The 15806-nt window shown below is 24.1% G+C and carries 11 protein-coding genes and 1 tRNA gene; 4 read left to right on the forward strand and 8 right to left on the reverse strand.

From position 1 onward, the window contains the following. From leuC to AB4W77_RS02645, 7 genes are all read right to left on the reverse strand, one after another. Entirely contained in the window at positions 1 to 1398 is a 1398-nt protein-coding gene (leuC, locus tag AB4W77_RS02615) for a 3-isopropylmalate dehydratase large subunit (protein ID WP_367681441.1), read from the reverse strand. A 1-nt stretch (position 1399) separates the two neighbouring features. After that, the gene (gene leuB / locus AB4W77_RS02620) at positions 1400 to 2494 is read right to left on the reverse strand and encodes a 3-isopropylmalate dehydrogenase (protein WP_367681442.1); all 1095 of its coding nucleotides are present in this window, start codon (positions 2492 to 2494) and stop codon (positions 1400 to 1402) included. Between the two features lie 467 nt (positions 2495 to 2961). Continuing rightward, the gene (leuA, locus tag AB4W77_RS02625) at positions 2962 to 4509 is read right to left on the reverse strand and encodes a 2-isopropylmalate synthase (protein ID WP_367681443.1); all 1548 of its coding nucleotides are present in this window, start codon (positions 4507 to 4509) and stop codon (positions 2962 to 2964) included. Positions 4510 to 4940: 431 nt separating this feature from the next. Continuing rightward, positions 4941 to 6956 (reverse strand): DNA helicase Rep, encoded by a 2016-nt coding sequence (gene rep / locus AB4W77_RS02630; RefSeq protein ID WP_367681444.1) that lies wholly within the window; start codon positions 6954 to 6956, stop codon positions 4941 to 4943. A 111-nt stretch (positions 6957 to 7067) separates the two neighbouring features. Beyond that, on the reverse strand, positions 7068 to 8558 hold the full coding sequence (gene ilvC, locus AB4W77_RS02635; protein WP_367681445.1) for a ketol-acid reductoisomerase: 1491 nt from the start codon (positions 8556 to 8558) through the stop codon (positions 7068 to 7070). Between the two features lie 219 nt (positions 8559 to 8777). Continuing rightward, positions 8778 to 10631, reverse strand: a complete 1854-nt coding sequence (ilvD, locus tag AB4W77_RS02640) for a dihydroxy-acid dehydratase (protein ID WP_367681446.1) — start codon at positions 10629 to 10631, stop codon at positions 8778 to 8780. Positions 10632 to 10869: 238 nt separating this feature from the next. After that, positions 10870 to 10943: transfer RNA gene (locus AB4W77_RS02645), tRNA-Trp, on the reverse strand. A gap of 443 nt (positions 10944 to 11386) precedes the next feature. Here AB4W77_RS02645 and AB4W77_RS02650 point away from each other — a divergent pair. From AB4W77_RS02650 to fdx, 4 genes are all read left to right on the forward strand, one after another. Then, positions 11387 to 12601 carry an IscS subfamily cysteine desulfurase gene (locus AB4W77_RS02650; protein ID WP_367681447.1) on the forward strand — a complete coding sequence of 405 codons (1215 nt, stop codon included), beginning with the start codon at positions 11387 to 11389 and terminating at the stop codon, positions 12599 to 12601. 36 nt (positions 12602 to 12637) lie between these two features. Beyond that, positions 12638 to 13015 (forward strand): Fe-S cluster assembly scaffold IscU, encoded by a 378-nt coding sequence (iscU, locus tag AB4W77_RS02655; protein ID WP_367681448.1) that lies wholly within the window; start codon positions 12638 to 12640, stop codon positions 13013 to 13015. Positions 13016 to 13175: 160 nt separating this feature from the next. Further along, positions 13176 to 13679 (forward strand): Fe-S protein assembly co-chaperone HscB, encoded by a 504-nt coding sequence (gene hscB / locus AB4W77_RS02660; protein WP_367681449.1) that lies wholly within the window; start codon positions 13176 to 13178, stop codon positions 13677 to 13679. Between the two features lie 125 nt (positions 13680 to 13804). Beyond that, positions 13805 to 14131, forward strand: coding sequence for an ISC system 2Fe-2S type ferredoxin (gene fdx, locus AB4W77_RS02665; protein WP_367681450.1), 327 nt, complete (start codon positions 13805 to 13807; stop codon positions 14129 to 14131). Positions 14132 to 14206: 75 nt separating this feature from the next. Here fdx and der read toward each other — a convergent pair whose 3' ends face one another. Beyond that, positions 14207 to 15580 (reverse strand): ribosome biogenesis GTPase Der, encoded by a 1374-nt coding sequence (gene der / locus AB4W77_RS02670; protein ID WP_367681451.1) that lies wholly within the window; start codon positions 15578 to 15580, stop codon positions 14207 to 14209. Between the last annotated feature and the right edge of the window lie 226 nt (positions 15581 to 15806).

Here is a 15806-nt window from a genome sequence, read left to right on the forward strand (position 1 = left end):
TTAAATTTTTCTAATATCTACAAAATGACCAAAAATAGCAGCAGCAGCAGCCATTGCAGGACTAACCAAATGCGTTCTTCCATCCCTACCTTGTCTTCCCTCAAAATTTCTATTACTAGTAGAAGCACAACGTTCTTTAGGTTTTAAACGATCTAAGTTCATTCCTAAGCACATGGAACAACCAGGTAAACGCCATTCAAAACCTGCGTTAATAAATATTTTGTCTAATCCTTCTTCTTCTGCTTGTAATTTTACCATTCCTGAACCTGGTACGACTATAGCATGCACATTTTCAGCAACATGTTTATTTTTAACAATATTTGCAGCTGCTCGTAAATCTTCAATTCTTGAATTAGTGCATGAACCAATAAATACTTTATCAATAGAAAGATTCTTTAAGTATGTACCTGGTTTTAAACCCATATAAAATAAAGATTTTTTAGCTGATTCTTGTTGGGAAATATTGTTGTATGAATCTATATCAGGAATTGGTTCATCTATAGATACAACTTGATCTGGTTTTGTGCCCCATGTAATTTGAGGTGCTAAATCAGATATATTTATAGAAATTTTTTTATCAAAAAAAGCATTATCATCTGATTTTAAAGTATTCCAGTAATTTATAGCATTATTCCAATTTTTATTTTTTGGGCTATAAGATTTATTTTTTAAATAATCATATGTGATTACATCAGGAGCTATTATTCCTGATTTTGCACCCATTTCTATAGACATATTACATATAGTCATGCGAGATTCCATACTTAATTTTGAAATGACACCACCAGAAAATTCTATTACATAACCTATTCCTCCAGAAGTGGTAAGTTTTCTTATTATCGATAAAATAATATCTTTTGCAAAAATCATAGGATTAATATTACCGATAACTTCAATATTCATGGTCTTTAAACGGTTTTGTTTTAATGTTTGCGTTGCAAGAACATGTTCTACTTCTGAAGTACCGATTCCAAAAGCTAAAGCACCAAAAGCTCCATGAGTAGAAGTATGAGAATCTCCGCATACAATTAACATACCAGGTAATGTCATACCTTTCTCGGGGCCTAAAACATGTACTATACCTTGATGAGGATGATTAATGTCATATAATTTAATATTGAAATCTTTACAATTTTTAGATAATTCTTCCATTTGTATTTTGGCCATATATTCAGAATTTTTAATATCTCGATTATGGGTAGGCACATTGTGATCCATTGTTGCAAAAGTTTTGTTAGGTTGTCTAATTTTTCTATTTTTTAAACGAAGTGAATTAAATGCTTGAGGGGAAGTAACTTCATGAATCAAATGTAAATCAATATATAAAATTGATGTCATATTATTTTGTTCATATACTATATGTGAATCATACAATTTGTGATATAAAGTTTTTCCCATTTTATATTCTCTTCTTTAATATATCAGCAATAATGTTACCGATATCATTAGTACTCACATATTTCTCTTTATCATTAGCTATGTCTAAAGTTCTATAACCTTGTTTTAAAGTATCAATAACAGCAGATTCTATATGATCTGATATCGTGGGTAATTTCATTGTATAACGTACTAACATAGCTATCGAGAGAATTTGTGCTATTGGATTAGCTATGTTCTTTCCTGCAATATCTGGAGCTGATCCGCCTGCTGGTTCATATAAACCAAAATTGCTGTCATTTAAACTGGCAGAAGGTAACATTCCTATAGAACCTGTAATTATAGCACATTCATCGGATAAAATATCTCCAAAAAGATTAGAAGTTAAAATAACATCAAATTTATTGGGATTTTTAATTACTTGCATAGCAGCATGATCTATGTATAAATGAGATAACTTTACGTCAGGATACTCTTTTGAGATCATATCTACTGTTTCTCTCCATAGTACAGAACTCTCTAATACATTTGCTTTATCTACAGATGTAATCTTACATTTACGATTTTGTGCTAATTTAAAACCAACATGTGCAATACGTTTAATTTCAGATGCATAATATATTTCAGTATCAAATGCTTTTTTATCTTTAGTATCTTTAATATAACCTTTCGGTTTTCCAAAATAAATACCTCCTGTCAATTCACGAACACATAAAATGTCAAATCCTTTTTCACTAATATCATGTCGCAAAGGAGATAAATGATTTAATGAAGAGTATAATTTAGCAGGTCTAAGATTAGAAAATAAATTAAAATACTTTCTTATTGGTAATAAAGCAGCTCTTTCTGGTTGTTGATCGGCTGGTAAATGTTGCCATTTTGGACCGCCTACAGAACCAAATAAAATAGCATCAGATTTTTTACAACCATCAAGCGTTTCTTTAGGTAATGCTTTGCCATATTTATCAATAGCGATACCTCCTATATCATATTCTGTAGTATTAATTTTTAATTTATATTTTTCTTTTAATACTTTTAAAATTTTAAATGCTTCTTGCATTATTTCCGGGCCTATTCCATCACCTGGTAAAATTGCTAAATTGTATATTTTTTTCATAATAAAATAACTCTAAATTTTTATATTTCTATTTAATAAATATATTTATATTTTTATATTTTACTATCGTTTTTTATAAAGAAAATTATTTGATTATTTTTTAGTTTTATATTTTTAAAAAAAATTTCATATAAAAAATATTTAATATATATTAAAATTTAATAAAAATATCAAAATACAAAAAAAATATGTAATTCTATTATTTAGTGTATATTATATCATTTTATTTTTAATATAAAATTAATAGTTATATTTATCTCAATTAAATTTTTATTAATTATTTATATTTTATTTTAAAAATAAATTTTAAAGAATATATTTATTTGCAAAACTATTTTTTAATTTGGATTCTATATATCATAAAAAATAGATTTTTTGATTATTTTTAATTTTATTTAATGTAATAAAAATAGTTTTTAAAGTAAATTAAGTGATTCAATTTATAATAATCGATTTTATTTTTTTATTTATTTTTTTATATTTTTTAATATAATATTTACTTTATTGGCTCTCCATATGTTATTTAATATATGAATTATAGCTAGAGCAGTTGATTCAGCAATATCTTTTGCATTACCGATACCATAAAATTGACGTTTTTTATATTCAATTTGTACTTTTGTTGATATTTCAATATGAATTTTTTTCTTTTTAGTAATTAATTGAATGTTTTTTAAAAATATAGGGAAATTAGCTATTTTATTTAATGTTATATATATGGAATTAATTAATCCTTTTTTGGTTTTTGTTTCCGCAATTTTTATTTTTTTCCCACAATATAATTCTATACTGGAAAAAGTAATACCAATAGATTGTTTTTGAACATCAATTTTTTTTAAACGAAAATGTTCATTATCATTTTCTTTTTGATCAATAAAAGCTAATGCTTCTAATTCATAATCAAATACTTGTCCTTTTTTATCGGCTAGTTTTAAGAAAGAATTATATAATATATCTAAATTATATAATTTTTCATCGTAACCCATTTCTATCATATGATATTTTACAGCAGCTCTACCAGAACGTGATGTTAAATTTAATTTAATAGGTTTTAAACCAATACTTTCTGGTGTAATTATTTCATAATTTTTCCTATTTTTTAATATACCATCTTGATGAATACCTGATGAATGAGAAAAAGCATTAGTTCCTACAATAGCCTTATTCGATGGAATAAAAGTGTTACAAATTTCACTAATTAATTTACTAGTTTTATATATTTTTTTATGTTTAATGTTAGTGTGTAAATTTAAATTATTTTTTTTAAGTTTTATAGCTATAATAACTTCTTCTAATGCTGTATTACCTGCTCTTTCACCCATACCATTCATAGTTCCCTCTATTTGACGAACACCAGCTTGAATTGCTGTTATAGAGTTAGCAGTAGCCATACCTAAATCATTATGACAATGAACGGATAAAACTACCTTATCAATATTAGGTACTTTGTTATATAAAGATTTTATAATTTGACTAAACTCATGAGGAATTGTACAACCAACAGTATCCGGAATATTAATAGTTGTTGCTCCTGCTTTTATGACATTTTCAACTATATAACATAACTGATTTATAGGAGTTCGTCCTGCATCTTCACAAGAAAATTCAATATCATTTGTATAACGTTTTGCTTGTTTAATAGAAAATACAGCCATATCTATTATTTCTGAAAAACTTTTTTTTAATTTAGATTTAACATGTAATGGAGAAGTACCTAAAAAGATATGAATACGAAAGTTTTTTGCAAACCGCATAGCTTCAGCAGCGACGTCAATATCTTTTTGTACACATCTAGCTAAACTACATATTATGCTATTTTTTAATTTTTTAGAAATAGCTTCTACTGATTTAAAATCACCAGGAGATGAAATAGGAAAACCAGCTTCTATAATATCAATTCCCATTTCTTCCAAAGATAAAGCTATTTTTAATTTTTTTTTCGTACTGAGACTTGATTGAAGAGCTTGTTCACCGTCACGTAAAGTGGTATCAAAAATAATAATTTGTTCGCTCATTAAATTTTCCTATAAATTTTAATATTGATTAGATATTAATATAACATTTAATATTAGTGAAAAATATATTTATTCAAATAACAGTATTTTTATAAATATATGTATACGACTAAAAATACATTTTTATATTTTATATTTTATATTTTATAAATGAAAAATTCTTTTAATAATAAATATCATTTTTTTTAAAAAAATTTCACTTTAAATATTAAAAATATTCTTTCAATAAAAAATTTATAATTCAGAAATTATTTTCTAAATTTTTTTAATTATTTTAAAAATGGTAAATAATTCTTTGCAATTTAAAAAATAAAATATTAATTTTATTAAATAAGTAATTAATTTTAATATTTTTAGTTGAGATAAATGAGGTTTTTATTTAAAAAAATAAAACTAATTTTTTATAAAAAGTATTTTTAATATATTTTGCATTATATTTTATTTTTTAATTTTTTTTTTAAATAAATAATGTTTGAATAATGGTTACTTATTTTATTTTTATAATTTTTATGCCTATTTTTTTTTTCCCATAATATATCTTGTTTAGGTAATTCAAATAAAAATCGACTAGGTTCTGGATATAATATTGTTCCGTATTGATATCGTTTTTCACAGTAACTTAAAAATAATTCTTTTTTGGCTCTGGTAATTCCAACGTAAGCTAAACGACGTTCTTCGTTTATATTGTTATTTATTATAGTACTATGATGAGGTAAAATACCTTCTTCCATACCAATAATAAATACAAATGGAAATTCTAAGCCTTTAGAAGCATGTAATGTCATTAAATGTATGGTATTTATGTGAATATTATCTTCTTTTTTATCAACAATATCACGAAGTATGAATTTTGCTACTATTTCAGATAAATTTAGTGGTTTTTCGATTTCATTTCCTGTTAACATTTGTTTAATCCATTTTACTAATGTATCCACATTTTTAATTTTAAAATTATTTGTTTTTAAATCTGTTGAGCTTTTTTTTAACCATTCTTTGTAGTTTATGTCAATAATGATTTGATCTAAAAGATTCAATTTATCTTTGTCTATCATATCTATGATATTTTTTATCCAAAAAGTAAATTTTTGTAAATTTTTAAAAGTATTTTTTTTAAAAACTTTTTTTATTTCAATATCCAAAATAGAATAAAATAAACTTTTTTTGTTTTCTTTTGCGAATTTTATTAATTTTTTTAGTGTAATTGAACCTATCTTCCGAGGAGGAGTATTAATGATCGTCAAAAATGCATTATCGTCATTAGGATTAATAATGAAACGTAAATATGCAATTAAATTTTTTATTTCTGGACGTGATAAAAAAGCAATGTTGGATGATATATGATATGGAACTCTATTTTGAATTAATATTTTTTCAAATATTCTTGATTGATAATTGCTGCGATATAAAATAGCGTAATCTTTATAAAATGTATTGTTTAATAAACGGTGAAAAATAATTTTTTTTATTACTTCTTTGGCTTCTTCTTCTTCATTTTCTGTCGTTAATATTTTTATTTTAGAGCCATTTTCTAATTCAGAAAATAATTTTTTTTTAAAAAAATGTGGATTATTAGAAATTAAAAAATTAGCTACCTTTAAAATCCTTTTAGATGATCTATAATTATGTTCCATTTTTATTATTTGTAAATTAGGAAAATCTTCTTTTAAACGTAAAATATTTTCTGGTTGTGCTCCTCTCCAAGAATAAATAGATTGATCATCATCACCTACCAGAGTAAAATTAGCATTATTGTCACTTAATAATTTAATTAATTTATATTGAATGTTATTAGTATCCTGATATTCATCTACCAATAAATAACGTATTTTTTTTTGCCAACGTAATCGAACAGATTCATTTTTTTTTAATAATAATGTAGGTAAAAAAATCAAATCATCAAAATCTAATATATTACAAGATTTTAGATAATGGTCATATTTTTTATAACATTCAACAAATTTTTTTTCTAAATTTGATGACACTATTTTTAAAGCTTGTATTGGATTTAATAATTGATTTTTACATTTAGAAATAAAGAAAGAAAGTTTTTTTAATAAAGTTGTATTGTTATTGAGTTCTTTTTTACTAATTTCTTTTAATATAGTTATTTGATCATTTTCATCAAATAATGAAAAATTAGATTTTATTCCTAATGTTGTAATTTCAGTCCTGATTATTTTCATACCTAATGCATGAAAAGTAGAAATAGTTATTTTATCTAACTCTATTGTACAAATATATTTCGCAATTCGACTTTTCATTTCTTGAGCTGCTTTATTAGTAAATGTAACAGCAACAATATTTTTAGTTTTATAACCACACTTATTAATTAAATAAATTATTTTATTAATAATTACTTTAGTTTTCCCAGATCCTGCTCCTGCTAATATCAAACATGGACCTTGAGTAAGCTGTACAGCTTTATTTTGACTGAAATTAAGACACATAAAAACATTCTTTATTTATTATTTTTAAAATTTAATTTAATATTAAATGTATTAATATACATTTAATATTTTTAATGTAAAAAACTTTTATGTATAGATATAGTATTATGATTAATATTGAGTTTTTTTATTTTCTAACGCAATATTTTTCATATCTTTCATATAATTACGTAATTTTTTTCCTATAATTTCAACAGGATGATTTTGTATCTTTTCATTTATTTGACATAAATACTTATTATTTATTGGATACAGTAAATTGTTTTTTTTAAGCTCTTTATCTTTTATTTTTTTCATAAAATTTCTTAATAAAGGTATTGCTGATTTTGCAAAAAGATAATTTCCATATTCGGCAGTATCTGATATCACTTTATTCATTTCATATAATTTTTTTCTAGATATGGTATTTGCAATTAATGGTAACTCATGTAAAGATTCATAATATGCAGATTCTTCTAAAATACCTGACTCTAACATTGTTTCAAATGCAAGTTCGATACCTGATTTTATTATTGCAATCATAAATATACCATTTTCAAAATACTCTTGTTCATTAATATCTTTTTCATATAAACGTGAATTTTCAAAATCTGTATTTTTAGTTTTATTACGCCAATATAATAAATTTTTATCATTATTATTCCAATCTTGCATCATTTCATACGAAAATTGACCTGAAATAATGTTATCCATGTGTTTCTTAAATAATGGTAATAATACTTTTTTTAATTGAATAGATAATTCATAAGTTTTAATTTTATCCGCACTAGATAATCGATCTAACATTAATGAAATACCTCCATGTTTTAAAGCTTCAGTAATAAATTCCCATCCATTTTGTATTAATTTTCCTGCATAATTCTCATTATATCCTTGAGAAACAAGTTCTTCATAATATACTATTGAAGTAGATTGTAGCAAACCACAAAGAATAGTTTGTTCACCCATTAAATCAGATTTAACTTCTGCTACAAAAGAAGAATGTAAAACTCCTGCACGATGACTACCAATTGCTACACACCAAGATTTTGCAATTTCTATTCCCATATTATTTGGATCGTTATCAGAATGTACAGCAATTAATGTTGGTACGCCAAATCCACGTTGATATTCTTTTCTTACTTCGGTTCCTGGACATTTTGGAGCAACCATGATAACTGTAATATCTTCTCTAATTTTTTCACCTACTTCAACAATATTAAATCCATGGGAGTAACCTAATATTGCTCCTTTTTTCATCAATTTATTTAATTTTTTAATTACAATGGAATGTTGTTTATCAGGTGTTAAATTAATTATTAAATCAGCTTGTGGAATTAATTCTTCATAATTACCAACTAGAAAATTGTTTTCTGTAGCTCTATTCCATGAATCATTTTTTCCTAAAATAGATTTTTTTCGGAGAGCATATGATATTGTCAATCCGGAATCGCGCATATTTAAACCTTGATTTAAACCTTGTGCTCCGCAACCAATAATAACAATGTTTTTATTTTTTAATAATTCAATACCATTAGAAAATTCTTTTCTTTTCATAAATCTGCATTTTCTTAATTGTATTAATTTTTCACGGAAATTTAGTTTATTGAAATAATTTGTCATAATTTTAAATCCAAATTTTAAATTTTAATTTCTGTTGAAATTCTTATATATCAGTTTTAAATTAAAAAGAATTTATTAATTTTTAAAAAAATAAATATGTGGAATAAAGCATAAGTAAATTGTTATTAAAAAATATTCTATAAGAATCATAATATAGCTTTAATATAGCTTTAATATAGTATAATTGTTATATATCGTGATATTTTAATTTGTTTTAATTTATGTAATAAGCAATTTTTTTTTATCACGAACAGCTCCTTTATCAGCACTTGTGGCAAAATAAGCGTATGTTTGTAATGCACAAGAAATGGAACGAATCCTTGATTTAGGAGTATATGCGTATTGTCCTCGTGATATTTCTTTATTAGTACGAGAATATAGTTCTTCGTTTGTTATATGTAATTCAATACTTCGATTAGGAATATTTATAGATATAAGATCTCCATTTTTAACCAATGCTATTAATCCTTTATTTGCTGCTTCTGGTGATATATGACCTATAGATAAACCTGCTGTTCCACCAGAGAATCTTCCGTCGGTAATTAACGCACAAGATTTATCTAAATTCATAGATTTTAAATATGTAGTCGGATAAAGCATTTCTTGCATTCCTGGACCACCTTTAGGTCCTTCATATCTGATAACAACAACATTTCCTGCTACAACTTTTTTATTTAGAATAGCTTCTATAGCTTCTTCTTGACTTTCATATACTTTTGCAAAACCTTGAAAGACAAGATTGTCTTTATTAACACCTGCTGTTTTTACAATACAACCATTTTTTGCTATGTTACCATATAATATGGCTAATCCACCATCTTTACTATAAGAGTGTCGGTAAGATCTTATACATCCAGTTTTACGATTGGTATCTATACTATTCCATCTAGCGTCTTGTGAAAAAGGTATTTGTGTTTTAATACCCATTGGTGCAGCTTTAAACATTTTAATGACTTTTTTACTTTGAGTAGACATTACATCATATTTTTTTAATGTTTCTTCTAAAGTTAAATTTAATACATTTTTTATTTCTGTATATATAAGATTAGCACGATTTAATTCACCTAAAATCCCCATAACACCTCCTGCTCTATGTAAATCTTCCATATGATATAAAGAAGAACTAGGAGCTATTTTACAAATATGAGGGGTTTTTTTAGAAAGTAAATCGATATCTTTAATGTTAAAATCAATATTCCCTTCTTGTGCTGAAGCTAATAAATGTAATATAGTGTTGGTTGAACCTCCCATGGCAATATCTAATGTCATTGCATTATGAAATGCTTTTTTATTAGCAATATTGCGTGGTAACGCACTGAAATCATTTTTTTTATAATAACGTTCAGTTAACTCAACTATCAATTTTCCTGCTTTTAAAAATAATTTTTTACGGTCAATATGTGTTGCTAATAGTGTTCCATTGCCTGGCAAAGCTAAACCTATAGCTTCAGTTAAACAATTCATAGAATTTGCTGTAAATAAACCAGAACAAGATCCACACGTAGGGCAAGCAGAATTTTCTATTTTTTTTATTATTTTTTCAGATATCGTAGGATTAGCACTATACATTATTGCATCTACTAAATCTAATTTTTTATTTTTTTGATTAATAATAGTTTTTCCAGATTCCATTGGTCCACCTGATACAAATATAGATGGAATATTGAGTCTTAATGCAGCCATTAACATACCGGGTGTAATTTTGTCACAATTGGAAATACAAACCATAGCATCTGCACAATGGGAGTTAATCATGTACTCTACAGAATCTGCTATTAATTCTCGTGAAGGTAATGAATATAGCATTCCAGAATGACCCATTGCAATTCCATCATCTATAGCAATAGTATTAAATTCTTTTGATACTCCTCCTGATATTTGAATTTCTTTAGCTACTATTTTCCCTAATTCACGAAGATGTATATGACCGGGAACAAATTCTGTAAATGAATTTACAATTGCTATAATAGGTTTATTAAAATCTGCATCTGTCATTCCTGTAGCTTTCCATAAAGCTCTTGCTCCTGACATATGTCGTCCATGAGTAGTGATACTAGAACGGTATTTTGGCATAAGTAGATTTCTCTATATTGAAAAAACAGTATTATTAATATTTATTTAATAATATTTAATATTTTTAATGTTTTTAAAACTATTAAATATTATTAAAAAATAGAAAATATTAAATAGATAATTTATTAATGAAATTTTAATAAAATTAAATTTTGATATTAATTTATTAAATAAATATTTTTTAAAAAATATATTTTAAATTGAGTTAAAAAGTATGGTTTATTATATAGTCTATTTTCAGGGGTGGAGGGATTTGAACCCCCAACATTCGGTTTTGGAGACCGATGCTCTACCAAATTGAACTACACCCCTATAATTTTATATATTAAATATTAATTTTAACACTGATAAAAATTAAAGTCTATGAATATTTAATTCGATATTATTTAATATAAATGACTTAATTGAAAAATTAATTTTTAACATACAATTTAATATTAATATATTTTGATATACATTATAATTTCCTTGAAAATAAGTTTTAATTTTAAGATCAAATTAATATTGACTGTTATAAATGAAACTGTCAAAATTATAATTTTTATAATTAAACAATATATTTATAAATATTATTTAGAATAAAAAATATATGTTTATTTTTAATAAATATTAAAGATTGATATTAATATATATATTAGAAAATAATTTTTTGTTTTATGTAATATCGCTTATTTTATTTATTTAAATACTTTAAGAATAAAAAATTTAATTTTTTAATATTATTAAAAGTATATTTATTAAGGTGTAGAAAATTAATGAGATCTCCTATTTATTTAGATTATGCAGCAACTACACCAGTTGAGTTTTCAGTTGCAAAAAAAATGATGGAATATTTAACATTAGATGGAACATTTGGTAATTCGGCATCTCGTTCACATCAATTTGGTTGGAAAGCAGAGGAAGCCGTTGATATTTCTAGGAACCATGTAGCTAATCTGATAAATGCTGATATTCGCGAAATTATCTTTACTTCTGGTGCTACGGAATCTAATAATTTAGCTATTAAGGGAAGCAGTTTTTTTTATAGAAGAAAAGGTAATCATATTATTACTCTTAAAACAGAACATAAATCTGTTTTAGATACATGTAGATATCTTGAAGATAAAGGATACAAAATTACTTATCTGAATCCTGCGCCGAATGGTTTAATTAATTCTAAAGATATTATAAATGCGATTAATAAGGATACTATCCTTATTTCTATTATGCATGTAAATAATGAAATTGGTATAATACAAGATATTGGTGAAATTGCTAAAATATGTCAGTTATACAAAATATTATTTCATGTTGATGCTACCCAAAGTTTTGGGAAAATTCCTATTGATGTCAAAGAATTGGGTATAGATTTAATGTCTTTTTCAGCTCATAAAATATATGGACCTAAAGGTATTGGAGGTTTATATGTACGTCGTAAACCCCGTGTTCGTTTATCATCGCAAATTCATGGAGGAGGTCATGAACGAGGTATGAGATCAGGAACATTACCTGTACATCAAATTGTAGGTATGGGTGAAGCTTGTAGTATAGCAAAAAAAAATATGTTTGTTAATTTTTCGCATGTTACTAAATTGAGAAATTGTTTCTGGAATGGTATAAAAGATATAGAAGAAGTATATTTAAATTCTGATTTGCAATATGGATCACCTTATATTCTAAATGTGAGTTTTAATTATGTTGAAGGTGAATCTTTAATTATGGCTTTAAAAGATTTAGCTGTTTCTTCTGGTTCAGCGTGCACATCTGCTAGTTTAGAACCTTCTTATGTATTAAAGTCTTTAGGATTAAAAGATGAATTAGCTCATAGTTCTATTAGATTTTCATTTAGTCATTTTACAACTTTTGAAGAAATAAATTATGCAATTTTATTAGTTCGAAAATCAATTACAAAATTACGAGATTTATCTCCGCTGTGGGAAATGTTTCTGTCTGGAATTGATTTAGATACTGTAAAATGGAAACATAATTAACGAATTTGTAAATTAATCATGTATTAAAGGTAAAATATGACTTATAGCAAAAAAGTAATGGATCATTATGATAATCCCCGTAATGTAGGTTCTTTTCCTGATTCAGATTCCAATATTGGTGTGGGTTTAGTAGGAGCACCTGCTTGTGGGGATGTGATGAAGTTACAAATAAAAGTAGATAATGGAATAATTAAAGATGCTTGTTTTAAAACGTATGGTTGTGGATCTGCAATTGCTTCTAGTTCTTTGATTACAGAATGGGTTAAAGGAAAATCTTTACAGGAAGCTAAAAATATTAAAAATACGAAAATAGCAGAAGAATTAGAATTACCACCTGTTAAAATACATTGTTCTGTTTTAGCTGAAGATGCAATTAAAGCTGCTATTGCTGATTACAATAGTAAAAAAAAATAGTTTTTTAATATTTATGTGCTGGGAGATGAATAATGCTCAGCACGTTTTAATCATAAATTGTTATTCATATCATATAAATAAGTTTTTTATTTTTAAAATTTAAAATATATATAATAATTTTATAGAATGTATATTTATTAATAAAAAAATTGAGTTGTATATGAATTATTTTAAATTATTTGATTTGCCTGAAAAATTTGATATTGAAGTAATCTTATTATCTAAAAAATTTCATCAATTGCAACGTAAGTATCATCCAGATTTATTTAATAATTGTTCTAAATTAATCAAAAAAAACGTATTAAATAATTCCACTATTGTTAATAAAGGATATAGAACTTTAAGAGATCCTTTAACTCGTGCAAAATATCTTTTATATTTAAAAGGATTTAATGTAATTGATGAAAATAAATCAATATATGAAAAAGATTTTTTAATTGAACAATTTAGTTTTTATGAAGAAATAGATAAATTAAAAAGAAATCCTTTCAATTTAGATCATTTTAATAATTTACTAATTCGTATTAATAAAATTAAAAAAAAATATGAACGTGAAATGGTACAAGCATTTGAAAAAAATTTTTGGGAAAAAGCAGCAATTATAGTAAATAAATTATTTTTTTTTAAAAATTTAAAAAATAATTTAGAAAAATTGAAAGAATAATATTTTACATTCATATATTAAATATTATTTTTGTATTAAAAAATCATATTTTAATTTTCACATATACATAATTTAAAATTATTTAAAAATAACATTTTTATTTTATTATTAAAAGGTTTTTAGATATGCCTAAAATTACTTTTTTACCACATAAGTTTTTATTACCGAAAGGTGGTATCTTTCATGGAAATACAGGTGAAACTATTTTAGATGTAGCGTTACGGAATAATATTAAAATTAATCATGTATGTGAAAGATCTTGCGTATGTACGACATGTCACTGTATTGTAAGGAAAGGTTTTTTGTCTTTATCTGTTTGTGAAGATAAAGAAGAAGATATCTTAGATAAAGCATGGGGATTAGAATTAGAAAGTAGATTAAGTTGCCAAGCAAAATTAGGTAATGAAGATATCGAAATAGAAATACCATACAATAATATGGAAAATGGATGATAATTTTTTAATTAATCTAAAAATGTTTGAGTTATAAAAATAAAAAATAACTTAAAACATTATTAGATTAATTTTTCAATTTTTGTAAGGATTAATATTATCTTTAAAATATAAGTTGATTGATGATCCTATTAATTCTAATTTATTTTGAAAGTAATTTTTTAAATATTTTTTGTAAGATTGACTTAAATATTTTGTTTTTTTTCCATGTATAATTATAGTTGGTGGATTGTGTCCTCCAGCATGAGCATATTTTAATTTAATTCTACTACCTTTAACTGTTGGTGGTTCTTGTTTTTTTATTGCATTTTCCATAATTTTTGTTAATTTAGATGTATTAAAATCATATTTTGTTGATTTATATGTTATATGTATAGATTTATATAATTTTTTAATTCCCTTAGATTGGATAGCAGAAATATAGTGAATTTTAGTAAACTTTAAAAATCTTAATTTGTATTTAATATTTTTTTTTATTTCTTGTTTTACTTTTTTTTTTAACATATCACATTTATTAATAACTATTATTATAGCTCGTCCTGTTTTAAGAACAGTGTTACATAAAGATATATCTTGATCTGTAATATTTTCTGTAGCGTCGATAATAATTAATACTATATGTGCATATTTTATATTTTTGAGAGTATCTTTTTTTATAATTTTGTTAATTATGTCATCTTTTTTATTTTTTTTATTTACACCTGCTGTATCGATGAAGGTAAAATTTTTTTTTGAATTTTTAATCGGGATCCAAATTGAATCTCTAGTGGTACCTGGTTGAGAATCTGTAATTACTCTTTCTTCTTTTAGAAATGTATTAATTAATGTAGATTTACCCACATTTGGTTTACCTAAAACAGCTATCTTTATATTTTTTTTCTCTTTGTATTTTTCTATTTTTTCTTTATTAATTATTAATAATTTTGTGTTATATTTATCGATAGATAAATGGTATTGATTGACTAAAGGAATAATATGTTTATTTATTAAAGAATTTATACCAGTTCCATGAATAGCTGAAATTGGATGTACTTCTTTAAATCCTAAGGAATGAAATTCAATGCTCGCTAAGTTTTTATTTAAATTTTCTGATTTATTTACAATAACGATTGTATTTTTCTGACATGTACGTATCTTCCTTGCTATTTCTTTATCTTCTTCCATTAAACCATCTTGATTATTTACAATAAATAAAATTAAATTTGCTTCTTTTATAGCAGTTATTGTTTGCTTGAATATTTTTATTTCTATATTTTTTGGATTTAAAATAATACCAGCTGTATCAATGAGTAATATTTTTTCTTTTTCTATATTAATATAACCGTATTTTCTGTCTCTAGTTAATCCAGGAAAATAATTTGTAAGTGCATCTTTAGTTTTTGTTAATTTATTGAATAAAGTTGATTTTCCTACGTTTAATCTTCCAATTATTGTAATAGTAAATTGCATTATTAAAAATCTCTTATATATACAGATATAGAAGATAAATATTTCTCAGTATTTTTATATTTTTTAATGTTTATCAATTATGGAATATTTTTTATTTTTTTTATGATATTTAATTATTTTTTTTATGAATAAATGATATATTTTAAAATTATTATATCTTAATTTTTTTTAATTTCAAGTTTTTTGTTTATTGATATTTATATTTTATTAATTGATAATTATTTTT

This window comes from Buchnera aphidicola (Pemphigus immunis), from assembly GCF_964059115.1.
GTDB classification, from domain to species: Bacteria; Pseudomonadota; Gammaproteobacteria; order Enterobacterales; family Enterobacteriaceae; genus Buchnera_C; species Buchnera_C aphidicola_C.

What these genes read in the sequence shown, in the direction of transcription:
- leuC (WP_367681441.1), bottom strand. Translation starts at nt 1,398, where the DNA reads ATGGGAAAAACTTTATATCACAAATTGTATGATTCACATATAGTATAT.
- leuB (WP_367681442.1), bottom strand. Translation starts at nt 2,494, where the DNA reads ATGAAAAAAATATACAATTTAGCAATTTTACCAGGTGATGGAATAGGC.
- leuA (WP_367681443.1), bottom strand. Translation starts at nt 4,509, where the DNA reads ATGAGCGAACAAATTATTATTTTTGATACCACTTTACGTGACGGTGAA.
- rep (WP_367681444.1), bottom strand. Translation starts at nt 6,956, where the DNA reads ATGTGTCTTAATTTCAGTCAAAATAAAGCTGTACAGCTTACTCAAGGT.
- ilvC (WP_367681445.1), bottom strand. Translation starts at nt 8,558, where the DNA reads ATGACAAATTATTTCAATAAACTAAATTTCCGTGAAAAATTAATACAA.
- ilvD (WP_367681446.1), bottom strand. Translation starts at nt 10,631, where the DNA reads ATGCCAAAATACCGTTCTAGTATCACTACTCATGGACGACATATGTCA.
- AB4W77_RS02650 (WP_367681447.1), top strand. Translation starts at nt 11,387, where the DNA reads ATGAGATCTCCTATTTATTTAGATTATGCAGCAACTACACCAGTTGAG.
- iscU (WP_367681448.1), top strand. Translation starts at nt 12,638, where the DNA reads ATGACTTATAGCAAAAAAGTAATGGATCATTATGATAATCCCCGTAAT.
- hscB (WP_367681449.1), top strand. Translation starts at nt 13,176, where the DNA reads ATGAATTATTTTAAATTATTTGATTTGCCTGAAAAATTTGATATTGAA.
- fdx (WP_367681450.1), top strand. Translation starts at nt 13,805, where the DNA reads ATGCCTAAAATTACTTTTTTACCACATAAGTTTTTATTACCGAAAGGT.
- der (WP_367681451.1), bottom strand. Translation starts at nt 15,580, where the DNA reads ATGCAATTTACTATTACAATAATTGGAAGATTAAACGTAGGAAAATCA.